Annotated in this window: 13 protein-coding genes and 2 pseudogenes; 12 read left to right on the forward strand and 3 right to left on the reverse strand. The window is 35.1% G+C overall.

The window, feature by feature from the left end:
• Window positions 1-11: 11 nt before the first annotated feature.
• Both ADA55_RS06555 and ADA55_RS06560 read left to right on the forward strand, forming a co-directional pair.
• A complete protein-coding gene (locus ADA55_RS06555; protein WP_048680920.1) occupies window positions 12-581 on the forward strand; it encodes a histidine phosphatase family protein in 570 nt (189 codons plus the stop codon).
• 69 nt (window positions 582-650) lie between these two features.
• Entirely contained in the window at window positions 651-1,358 is a 708-nt protein-coding gene (locus ADA55_RS06560; RefSeq protein WP_048680869.1) for an NAD(P)H-binding protein, read from the forward strand.
• Between the two features lie 266 nt (window positions 1,359-1,624).
• On the opposite strand, the pseudogene ADA55_RS06565 reads toward ADA55_RS06560, so the two are convergent.
• A pseudogene (locus ADA55_RS06565) lies at window positions 1,625-1,991 on the reverse strand (DUF4180 domain-containing protein).
• 500 nt (window positions 1,992-2,491) lie between these two features.
• On the opposite strand from ADA55_RS06565, the gene ADA55_RS06570 reads away from it, so the two are divergent.
• The 5 genes from ADA55_RS06570 to ADA55_RS06590 all read left to right on the forward strand — a co-directional run bounded on the left by ADA55_RS06570 (window position 2,492) and on the right by ADA55_RS06590 (window position 6,360).
• On the forward strand, window positions 2,492-2,908 hold the full coding sequence (locus tag ADA55_RS06570; RefSeq protein WP_048680873.1) for a BlaI/MecI/CopY family transcriptional regulator: 417 nt from the start codon (window positions 2,492-2,494) through the stop codon (window positions 2,906-2,908).
• Window positions 2,908-3,759, forward strand: a complete 852-nt coding sequence (locus ADA55_RS06575; protein WP_048680875.1) for a M56 family metallopeptidase — start codon at window positions 2,908-2,910, stop codon at window positions 3,757-3,759. Before ADA55_RS06570 ends, ADA55_RS06575 begins: the two co-directional genes overlap by 1 nt.
• Before the next feature lie 72 nt (window positions 3,760-3,831).
• Window positions 3,832-4,260, forward strand: a complete 429-nt coding sequence (locus tag ADA55_RS06580) for a DoxX family protein (protein ID WP_048680878.1) — start codon at window positions 3,832-3,834, stop codon at window positions 4,258-4,260.
• A gap of 378 nt (window positions 4,261-4,638) precedes the next feature.
• Entirely contained in the window at window positions 4,639-5,064 is a 426-nt protein-coding gene (locus ADA55_RS06585) for a VOC family protein (RefSeq protein ID WP_048680881.1), read from the forward strand.
• Window positions 5,065-5,580: 516 nt separating this feature from the next.
• On the forward strand, window positions 5,581-6,360 hold the full coding sequence (locus tag ADA55_RS06590) for a hypothetical protein (RefSeq protein WP_048680891.1): 780 nt from the start codon (window positions 5,581-5,583) through the stop codon (window positions 6,358-6,360).
• Window positions 6,361-6,593: 233 nt separating this feature from the next.
• On the opposite strand, the gene ADA55_RS06595 is transcribed toward ADA55_RS06590, so the two are convergent.
• Window positions 6,594-7,247 carry a 2OG-Fe(II) oxygenase gene (locus ADA55_RS06595; protein ID WP_048680894.1) on the reverse strand — a complete coding sequence of 218 codons (654 nt, stop codon included), beginning with the start codon at window positions 7,245-7,247 and terminating at the stop codon, window positions 6,594-6,596.
• 512 nt (window positions 7,248-7,759) lie between these two features.
• Between ADA55_RS06595 and ADA55_RS28295 the strand changes: the two genes are divergently transcribed.
• The gene (locus ADA55_RS28295) at window positions 7,760-8,041 is read left to right on the forward strand and encodes a hypothetical protein (protein ID WP_048680897.1); all 282 of its coding nucleotides are present in this window, start codon (window positions 7,760-7,762) and stop codon (window positions 8,039-8,041) included.
• A 30-nt stretch (window positions 8,042-8,071) separates the two neighbouring features.
• Complete coding sequence (locus tag ADA55_RS30000; RefSeq protein WP_176702857.1) at window positions 8,072-8,329, forward strand: hypothetical protein; 258 nt, start codon at window positions 8,072-8,074, stop codon at window positions 8,327-8,329.
• On the opposite strand, the pseudogene ADA55_RS06610 reads toward ADA55_RS30000, so the two are convergent.
• Window positions 8,305-8,783, reverse strand: a pseudogene (locus ADA55_RS06610) (NUDIX hydrolase). The gene ADA55_RS30000 and the pseudogene ADA55_RS06610 sit on opposite strands and share 25 nt — an antisense overlap.
• 332 nt (window positions 8,784-9,115) lie before the next feature.
• On the opposite strand from ADA55_RS06610, the gene ADA55_RS06615 reads away from it, so the two are divergent.
• The 3 genes from ADA55_RS06615 to ADA55_RS06625 all read left to right on the forward strand — a co-directional run bounded on the left by ADA55_RS06615 (window position 9,116) and on the right by ADA55_RS06625 (window position 11,254).
• Window positions 9,116-9,355: a hypothetical protein gene (locus ADA55_RS06615; RefSeq protein ID WP_048680902.1), complete on the forward strand. Its 240-nt coding sequence runs from the start codon at window positions 9,116-9,118 to the stop codon at window positions 9,353-9,355.
• Entirely contained in the window at window positions 9,337-9,699 is a 363-nt protein-coding gene (locus ADA55_RS06620; protein WP_142398506.1) for a hypothetical protein, read from the forward strand. The genes ADA55_RS06615 and ADA55_RS06620 overlap by 19 nt, the downstream gene beginning before the upstream one ends.
• 946 nt (window positions 9,700-10,645) lie before the next feature.
• Window positions 10,646-11,254: a hypothetical protein gene (locus tag ADA55_RS06625; protein WP_048680907.1), complete on the forward strand. Its 609-nt coding sequence runs from the start codon at window positions 10,646-10,648 to the stop codon at window positions 11,252-11,254.
• Window positions 11,255-11,329 lie beyond the last annotated feature (75 nt).

Below are 11,329 nucleotides of genomic sequence, written 5' to 3' on the forward strand. Positions count from 1 at the left end.
GTTTGAGGACAATTACTACTATTTGTTTAGTGCGGCATGGTCAAACAGATTGGAATGCACTAGGAAAGCTGCAAGGGCAGACTGATATTCCTTTAAATGAACTTGGAAAGATACAGGCAGGGCAATGTGGTGAATTTTTGTCAAAAGATGATTGGGATGTAATTATTACAAGCCCCCTGAAGAGGGCAAGGGAGACGGCGGATATCATTTCGCACTATATTGAAGTCCCGGTTATTGAAAAAATGGAATTCATTGAAAAGAATTTTGGCGTCGCTGAAGGAATGACTGCAGCGGAAAGGAAGTCTGCATTCAGGGATAAAGATTATCCTGGTCAGGAAAATCAGGAATCTCTACGAAACAGGCTGATGAATGGGCTCCAGGAAATTCAGAAGGAGTATCCTGAGAAGAAAGTTATACTTGTTGCACATGGAGCCGTCATTCATTTTATTTTACGCTTGATGTCAAATGAGTCAATCGTATCCAACGAAATGCGCTTGTTCAATGCATGTTTGAGTACGATTAGATTTGAAGTTGATTCTTGGATAATTGATGATTTCAATCAAGTGAATCATTTATCTTAGTCCTATTAAGCTAGGTTAGTTAAAAAGGAAATGGTTGATTGAAAAGCTAATTATAGAAAGAAGGAAATCATGACTAATAAGAAGGCATTGATTTTAGGCGCTACAGGTATGGTAGGCACCCAGTTGGTTAAAGAGCTAGGCAAAAGCAAAATCTATAGTGAAATCCATTTGCTGACAAGAAGGGCACTGAAACTCGCCTATCCCAAATGCATAGGACATGTTGTGGATTTCGATAATTTATCCAAGTATGCCGATTTGTTCAAAGTCACCGATGTGTTCATTTGTTTGGGTACAACTATTAAAAAGGCTAAATCGAAGGAAGCATTTCGTAAAGTGGATTATGACTATGTAATTGAAGCAGCTAGATTGGCAAAGACATCCAATGTTGAAAAAATACTCGTCATAACGGCCATGGGTGCCAATTCCAAATCAAAGTTCTTCTACAGCCGTGTTAAAGGTGATGTGGAAGGTACACTACAACATCTGGCATTGAATACTGTACATATTTTCCGTCCTTCCTTACTTCTTGGAGAACGAAAGGAATTCAGGGCAGGTGAAAAGATTTCTGGGCTGCTAAGTACTTTTGCAAAATTTGTCTTTGTAGGCCCTTTACGTCCATATCGTGCAATAGAAGCAAACAAAGTAGCTGCTGCAATGTACGTTGCGGCCCAAACGACGGCAAAAGGATATCATTTTTATGATTCTGCTGAAATAGAGGAACTTGCACAAAGAGTTACGATTAATAGTGATCATCCGGATAAAATAGTAAAAAAATAGATACAAGTTTCCTGTAAAAATGAAGGTTTGGGAAGACCCATGCCGACGATATACTGAAAACGAGCCCCAATAGGCCCGTTTTTAAATTCCTAGACAAATTTTGATCCCCCTTAAAAGAAAAAAGGAATTGGAGTGTAATAAAGGTGGAGAACCAGAAGGTCTTGGTAATGCCAAAAGGTTTTTAGTTGTTTCTATAGCTGAGTTAGCTCAATAAGAAAACCGAGTATAAAGATCCAGGTTTTTTTAAGAAATTTTTCTGGTAATGTTTATAGTGCTTTAGACAAGTTATCGATCGCTTCTTGTTCTGATGGGACAAAAAAACATTGTTCCCTTTATTACACTCATAAATGAAATCTTTCAGTGGCTTACTGGTATAAGATGAAAAATCCCCTATGATTGCAAATTTAATATGGTAGTTGGCGAATTTTTGAAGGATCTCTCCTGCAAGTTTTGTACTAAGCTTAAAAAAATCTTCTGAAATTGCTTCTTTGTTTAGTGCTATTCGACTGCCCCCGGTTTTGCTACTAATCGTCATAATAATATCCAATGCACTTTGCTCATCTGTTAGACGATTGAATCCGTATTAGCTGTTGCAATGATATGTCCATTCGCTTCTGTCGTTTTTATAATCATCTTCACTCCTCCATTCAAATTTAAGTATATATTTCTTATCATTTAAATCAAGACTGCTTCAGTAGCCTTTATTCATCTAATTATAACTGACATTTGGCTTAAATACCCCAGCAGTGCTGCTCCATAACCTGGCCCTATAATTGAATCAATAGTACTGTGTGTTCCTTTTAGCTGGTTATCTAAATAATGAAGCCCTAGATAAAATTGACTTCCTTTTTTAAAAGCATTTATAAATTTGAGGAAATGGAGGACAAAGGATTACTATTTATTATTAAAACGTGCCTGTAAAAGGCTCGTTTTAGACTGTAGTCAAACTCGAAGAAAAGCCAGTTTACCTACATTTTTTTATTTATAAACGTTTCAGTTGATTGGAACGGAAGTTAGGAGACACCTGAGGTGAAAGCTAGTACCTGGAGTGGAAATCAACGTTCAAATCTTCCGGATGAAACTTGATTGTAACAGTGATTTCCACTACAATTTGTAGTGGGAGGTGGAAAAGGATGAATATTAAAAATTTTAAATATGATGAAGTTGGACTGAATCGTTTCTTTGGTCCATTGGAAGCAAATATCATGGAGTATTTATGGGATAAAGATGAACAAAGCATTAAAGCGGTTCAACAATCATTGGAACTTGACAAACCTATCAATTTCAACACAGTAATGACCGTCATGAATCGTTTAGTCGAAAAAGGCATTCTTGAAAAGAGGTCTGAAGGAAGGCTTTCATTATTTCGCCCGGTGCAGTCCAAAGAGGAGTTTTTTGAAGAGCAGTCAAAGAAACTGACTGAGAACTTGCTGGATGAATTTGGTGGAGCGGTCATAAGCCATATGCTGGATGCCATGAAAGACGCTGACCAAGGTTTAATTGAAAAATTGGAACAAAAAATTCAATCGTTAAAAAAGGATAAATTATAATGTGGAAGAGAAAGTCTTATTTTGTGATAAGCCTGAGTCTTTTAATTGCCTGTTTGGTATGGTGCCAAATGGGAGCTTTTTTAGTACACATCTTTTTTGGCGTGAATATTAAAGCTAATTTCTTTAAATTTTGTTTTAGTTTATTCAAGGAAGATTCAGTATACTACTTTGTGGTCGTCACACTGCTCAGTATAATAATATCCTATAGTATATTGAGCACCTTATTCAAAATTGCAGAGCAATATTTCTTATCCAGAAGGTTTAAACAAAAGCTTTTTCTTTCAAAAAACGTTGATATGACAAGGAATGTAAATGAAACATTCAATCGGGTCAACAATGATATCTTAGTTGTGAACGCTGAACAGCCTCTTGCGTTTACGCTTGGTTTCAGGCGGCCTTTCATTGTGTTCAGTACTGGTTTAATTCGATTACTGGACTTCGATGAACTAGAAGCGGTAGTGGAGCATGAGGCCTTTCACCAAAAGAAATATGATCCACTGGTCATCTTTATTTTACAGTTGATTTCAAATGCATTATGGTTTGTCCCATTGACAAAATGGTGTCATAAAAATTACAAAATAATAAGTGAATTATCAGCCGACGAAAATGCGGTTCATAAAATGGGGACTGAATTAGGAATAAGTACTGCTTTATTGAAGTTAATTAAACATGGGTGCACTGATAAATCCTCTCCTATCCTTGTTCATTTCTCGAATGAATCAGTTAACTATAGACTTCAGCAATTAATTGATCCCCATAAGACAATTCCTTTAAGGGCTGAAACTACCACGATTTTTGTTTCCATTTATGTTTTGGTTATCCTTATAGGAATGACTATAGTGATTGTCTGATGACTTTCACTTGATTTTTTTACCACTTTACACTACACTTTGTAGTGTTAAATAAAAAAAAGGAGATGTGTCATGAATAAACAAGAAATCGGTACCTTTTTATTAAGAGTTATGTTGGGAATTTCATTTTTCTTACATGGTTTGTCAAAATTCAAAGGTGGATTGGAAAACACTTCAGGGTGGTTTCAAAGTATAGGCATTCCGGGATTCATGGCCTATGTAGTCGGTATGATTGAATTGGTTGGAGGAATTGCTTTAATAATAGGTCTTGGAACAAGAATAATTTCTGCCCTCCTTGTATTCATCATGGCTGGTGCAATTGTTTATGTGAAATTCCCAGCAGGTTTTATGGGGAATGGGGAAGGCTCAGGGTATGAACTGGATCTCGTTCTTATGATTATTGCCCTTCACCTAGTATTGAATGGAAGCCGCTTCCTATCTATAGACTCTAAGTTACCAAAACTAAAAAAAACACAGGATTCAGAAATGATAGCAAGTTAATAAGATTAAGCGACATTACAAAAATTCCAACACTTTTTAAGCATTCTTGAGGCATGATACCGGTAATCTACTAGGGTCATGCCTTTTTCATTTGAACCTATTCTTATTTTTTGAAAAACCAGGAATAAAAGAAGTTTTCCATAACTGCCATAACGTGACATACTTTGTCTATACATCAATAAGCTTGGAATTTTCAATTCAACATTTAGAAAATTTGATAGTTTTCTGTAAATTTCCGTTGACGAACGCATGTTCCGTGTTATAAAATTCAATCATGGGTAATAATGGTATAGTGATTATTGCCATTGACAGTTCAAAAGCAAGCTTGGAAATTTCCAAGCTTAGTAAAAAAATCAAAGCAAAAGGAGTTATCTAATTATGACCATGCGATTATCTCCATATTTAATGATGAACGGAAATGCGAAGGAAGCGATTCAATTTTACGAAAAAGCATTGGATGCAAAAGTCCTCTTTAATCAAACTTTTGGAGAAATGCCAGAAAATCCTGAATTTCCTCTGCCAGAAGAAGCAAAGGATCTTGTGGCACACGCAATGTTAAAGGTTGGGGAAACGGACTTCATGTTTTCGGATACGTTTCCAGGTCAAACCAGTCAATCTGGAGATCAAGTCACGATCTGCATTTCAATTAACGAAATTGAAAAATCAAAACGAATCTTTGAAACTTTGTCGCAAGGTGGAGAAGTGAAAATGCCTCTGCAGAAAGCTTTTTTCAGCCCTGCTTATGGGATTGTAACAGACAAATTCGGTGTAACCTTTCAAATTTATACAGAGGGTGAAAAATGATTTGTTAAATAATAACAGCTGTTTTGGTGAATAGTTGCAGCTGTAATGTGTGAATAAATAAATCCCGATTTCTCATTAATATCACTGAGAGACCGGGATTTTTAAGTATGACTCTTATCTCATTTCATAGGGCATCAAAAGATCCCCCACGGAAGCATATAAGGTAACATCACGTTTATAGATTAAGTAGGCATTCTCACTGTCACTGGATTCTAGATTCAATCTGAATGTATATAAATTGCTCGGAACTCCACCAATGATATCATGAATACGCAGTTACCGATATTTTTTTCTGGTTCCACAATTTTACTCTGATACATTATCGTTATCTCCCTGTGATATTCGTCATATATTCTTCATCTATTTGTTCTTTGTTTAGAATATGCCTATGCTATTATTTAAAACATTGACATACAAATTAGGCTCCTTCTTTGTAAAAATTTTTCCTTTTAATAAGGTACTATCATATCATTCGAAGTACGATTCATTGCTTAATAAGGGGAAAGGGGGAACAATGTGAACACAGATCAAGCTTTCGACCTGCTAAAGGATGCAGGAGTAACAGAAAGCAGTAGTATACAAACTGTCAGACGCTGGCTTCGTGAAGGTAAGATTAAATATGAGGGAGGCAACGGGAATAGGAAAACCGGATACATAATGGATGACACAGATCAAGCATTTGAAATGTTAAAAGATGCAGGAGTAACAGAAAGTAATAGTGTACAGACTGTCAGGCGCTGGCTTGGCGAAGGTAAGATTAAATACGCCGGGAACGGAAAGAGGAACACCGGATACATAAGCGATGAAACAGCTTCAAAGCTGGCTATAAATGATAGTATAAATCAAAATAAGGACGAAATCATACACCGATTAAAATTAAAAATACAAGCTCAAGAAAAGCATATAGAAGGTATCGAAGAGCTTCATGAGACAGCAAAAAGAATATTGATTCAGCAAAGGGATATGTTCAAAAAGGAAGTTGCCATTCTAAAGAATGAGAAAAGTGAATTACAAAATGAATCAAAGGATTTATTAAAAGAAAATATTGAATTACGTAATGAATTGATAAAATTAAAAGAAAAAATCAGAAACAATTACATGATTGACTCCACTATTCAATCTAATGATTATAGTGAAAAATTAGGGCTTTCTAAAATGGCGAGCGATAAAGAAGTATTGGCAGAATATAAAGGGTTACTAAAAATAACTCATCCAGACCATAATGGCAACGCGAAGGTATTTCATTACATTAAGACTGATTACGATAATTTTAGAAAGAGCAACAAAGGTAAATGAATAGTGAATGCATGCAAAGGTATTTTTACATCAAACCTAAAGAAAAACCTAGGGTAAAAGCGTAATTTGAAACGTCGGAAATAGTATGATGGGACGAAACAGTGCCAATTTAGACTATTGATCATTATTTTTTTGTTTGGCGATTTTAAATAGGAGATTTTTAAATGAACGAATAGGTGCCTTTGTTCATTAGGCACCTAAAATTGAGGCTTTTAAAGTCTATCGTTTACACATCATGAGCGGCTACTCTGTCTCCTCATCCATTGTGTTGCAACCCATTTTTCCCCAGTGATAACGGGCGCCCCACCGTGTAAAGTTAGTTCGTTTAGGTTTTTATCGTTGTAAAAATATTCGAAATACACAGCCATTCCCTTTCGCGGGGATACTGAAAAATTCAATTTAGGAAAAAAAGTTTCCCCTCCATGCTCCACATCATTTAAGTACAAGATGATTGTGCTAATTCTATTATTTTTTGCTGCAATACTTGAAGATGTAAAAAAATCAAAATGAGCTTTATACTCTTGTCCAGGAGTGTATTTAAGAATTTGAATACCCTCTCCATGTTCAACGGGTATATTCATGATTGTTGATATCCTTTTTTCAATTTTGGTAAGGATGTCATATTCATTTTCTTGAAAAAACATACTGCTGCTTGTTCTTATCTCATTTACTTCGTGCGTAACTCCAATTTTGGAACGATTCATTTTGTCTTTTGACAATTCAATAAGTCCGTCACATTCTTCGTCACTCAAAACATTTTCTAAAACTACAATTAGAGGTTCTTCTAATCTAGCAACTACATTGATTTCTCTGTCTTCCGTTTTGATTTTATTTCCAATATGATTAAAAATCGTTTGTTCTTTACTTGTTTTATTATCCACTGTCAACTTTCATCGACTCCCAAAAGAATGAATTTTCAGAACAAAAAGTTTGGATTATTCTGTAAGCGTTTTCCCATGTTAATTATACCATTAACATTGTTATGTATCTGTGACTTATTTCCGTCGACAAGTAAAAATTACTGGATGAACTGGCGCTTGACTATAGCAAACTTTAATCTTTTACATAAAATATAGGAAGCTCACAATATGAAAAAGTCTCTTTGCATGGATTTTCATGTGTGTATTTTCACTAAAATCCTTACGTGAATTTTTCTTCTGTTCAAATAAGAGTAAAAATGATGCTTGCTTGTTCACATTTTGTGAAAGGTATATCATTCCTCTTTTATTATAGAAGGGTTTATATAAGCTATTCTCTTAACCCTATAATCCAAGCCGTTTTCTTTCAGAATGTGCACAATGACAAGGGGACGGAGGATTCATGACCAAGAGTCTTAGAGAAAAAGAGACAAAGGATAAAAAGTAATAGTACGATAGGGAATGTTAAGGAGTGATTGAAAGTGGAGGACTTTAAATCTATCTGTGTTACTGAAGGAATTAAAAAAGTGGATGTGATAAAAAATCCGACGTCGTTTCCACTGATCGGAAAGGGGGCGCAAGGGGACGTTTTTAAAATTTCTTCAGATAAATGTGTGAAAATTTGTGCAAAACCAGAATTTGCGGCTAAAGAGGGAAATGTATTAAAAATTACACAGGAGTCTCCCGCTATTCCACGGCTTTATGAGGTGGGGCATAACTATATTATTATGGAATATCTTGAAGGGCCAACTTTATTTCAATAATTAGAATCTGGGGGGATCCTATCCGAAAAATTGATGAGGCAAATTCTTTTTGTTTTAAAAGAAATGAAGCGATTAAAGTTTACCAGATTGGATGCCGATTTGCGCCACATTATTGTAACTAAGGAAGATGAATTAAAAGTAATAGATCATTATAGCTCCTTTACACGGATTCGAAACAAGCCAGAGTTGATATTCAAAGGTCTAAAAAAGTTAGGTTTATTACCAATGTTCTTGGAAGAGTTAAAAGAAATGGATCCCGAATCCTATATAGAATGGAAAAATTTATAAATAAAAAAAGTAACTCCTTTAAAGCAAATAAATATTTGTCGATCTCGTTCAGAAAGATCTTTCGGAAAAGCGGACCATTTAAAAAATTGTACTTTTTGTATTTCTATATCATCTGGTTTTAAATCTCCGCTGAGTATTTCTTCGGTAACGTAAGCAATGTTGACTGAAAAGTATTGATCACCATTAGGCAGCTTCGTAAAATAGTCCTTCCCTGAAAAAACGCCTCGATTAATTGAAGGTTGCCGATGTTAATTCCTGTTTCCTCCAAAATTTCACGTCTGCATGCCTCTTCCGCAGATTCTCCTAATTCGATGAAGCCGCCCGGCAATTTCCACATCTTTTCGGATTGTACCATCAGAAAACGGCTGTTCTGATCGATAACCAAAACGGTGACCCCAGTAAGTATCAAAGCTCTGGTTCCAACGAGAGCACGTAAATCTTCAATGTATCCCATCTCAAGTCTCCTTTCTGATCTTTTCTGGTTAATCCACTTTTATAGTAAATGCAAAATGGAAAATATTTGAAACGGACAAGCACATATATTTGTTTGTTTTTTGTAAAGTTCTTAATTGTATGTGTATGAGCATAAGACACTGAAGAAATGCTAGGAAAAGCTTTCCTTAAGAGAATTATGCATCAATTGCTAATATCTCGTACTTAAGAACTCAGTAAAAGTAGGTATGACTTAATTTTGCGAAAAAGTGTTATTACCCTAAAGCAATTATTAATGATTACATAGTATAGATATTATGGTTATTAATAAGCAGCAAAGAGGTGGTAGATTAGATGAATGATTTTAAATTAATAAGGGTTGAAAGAATAGAAAAGAACGGTAAAAAGGAACTTCTTATTCATAATCCAACCACATTAAAACTAATTGGGGCAGGAAGTCAAGGTGCAGTTTTTCAGCTTGATGAAGATATTTGCGTAAAAATTTATGTCAATCCCAATGCAGCAAATAAAGAGGGGAAAGTGCTTGAAGCAGCGTTGTTCCGAGGTTATATGAAGTGGGTCCGAACTATGTAATTATGGAATATTTAAAAGGTCCTAATCTAAAAGATTATTTGAAAGGGAAGCAAGATATTCCCGAATCGATTACAGAACAAATCATAATGATTCGAAAGGAACTGAAGAGAGTTGGATTTATTAGAATCAAGACCTCAATCGGATATTTTGTTGTAACAAAGGGAAATGTACTGAAAGCAATCGATCATTCAGACGGGCTCACAATGAATGATCCATATAATCCAAAGATGTTTCGTGATCTAAAGAAGTTGGGGTTATTGGATACATTCCTTAAACAAGCAAAGAAAATCGATCCTGAATCGTATGAAGAATGGCAGAAAAATATCGACTTCAATGCGATATAAATGAGAATATGCGAAAGTGGTGCTTAAAAGATGTTAAGCGGGCCAATATCGCAAAAAATCCATTTTGATTTCCTACAAATCCAATTATGTCGTACAAGCAGGGAAACTTAAAAGAGGAAAGTCGAACCCTTAACGTAAAGGAGTTCGGCTTTTTAGTTTGGAATTATCCCAGACTATAAATTTTTGCGAAATGGGCGGAAAAGCATTATTTCTCCCGTTCGCAAAAGTGCATGTTCGGCAGTTATAAGGACAAATTACAATGTTCGTAAAATCATTTTTACAACCAGATAACGATTTTACATAATAAAGTGGTTTTTTTGAATTTTTTTTGGAAGATGATATATGTTTAACGTCTACACATGACAAACGCTCAGTCATTCAAAGGCTTGTTGAATAACTATAGAAAGAATGGTGATAGTTGTTTATCTATAAAGATCTCTGTCTATGCAAATAAGAAAATCGGAAACCACATGTATGGTTTCCTAAACTAAAAAGAGGTGAATCACTTTCAAACATCCCTAAATTGGACACTAACCATTTCGATTAAGACTGCTTCGACTGGACCATTCTTTAGGCTTTCATTATTCATACCGCGCTTCAGCATTAATGCCGAGTTAGAAAGCTTCAGGTGTTTTAAGGAGAAACCAACTAATACCTTGATTGATTACGGTGGATCAATTGTTGTCCCGATACAATAAATAACAAGTGCATTGCTGTAATTATAATCGGAACGACAATGGCAACACATTCATGTCGACAACAACACTAGGAAAGGGTGAAATAACTATCTCCGATTGTCCTTAAACTGATTCTGCAACGAAAGCGATTTACTAGAAACATAAAAGGTGAATCCAATGTCAATTGAGAAGACGATTTTTCCAACTGCACAATATGTAATTCAAATGTGCCTCCATAACCAATAAATAGTGAAAAGGGTGGGAACCTAATGGGTAAAAATGATCAAACAGATAATCACAAGGAAGACAATAGGAAGAAATATAACCATATATTAGAAAACATTCAACTCCAACTCCAACTCCAAGAAAAACAACAGAAGGAACTTCAGGTGGAACTTCAGAATCAGTTAATTAAACAACAAAATGAGACTTTAAATAAAATCTTACAAGAAATAACGAAGATTGCACAACCACTGGAAAAAGTTCAAGACCAACTCCAACACCAAGAAAAACAACAGAAGGAACTTCAGGTTCAACTTCAGAATAAATTATCTAAACAACAAGATGAGCATTTAGATAAAGTCTTACATGAAATATCGAAGCGTTCACAACCACTAGAAAAAATTCAAGTCCAACTCGAACTCCAAGAAGAACAACAGAAGCAGCTTCAGATTCAACTTCAGAATCAGTTAATTAAACAACAAGATCAAACTTCAGATAAAATCTTACAAGAAATTACGAAGATTGCACAACCACAACCCCTCTTTTTAAAATCACCTTTTAGCATAATCGATACACTTGATTTAGATGTAGAAAAAAAGGCGCAAATTGCGATGTTTATAGCAAATAGCAGTAAAAATGAAGATGAAACTAAATAAAGAAGAAGAGGCTGTTAAAGCCTCTTCTCAGTTTGTAGACAAAAGGGGTTCGGAATTAAAAAATTCTGAACCCCT

The sequence above is a fragment of the Bacillus sp. 220_BSPC genome (assembly GCF_001054655.1).
Taxonomy (GTDB): domain Bacteria; phylum Bacillota; class Bacilli; order Bacillales; family DSM-1321; genus Peribacillus; species Peribacillus frigoritolerans.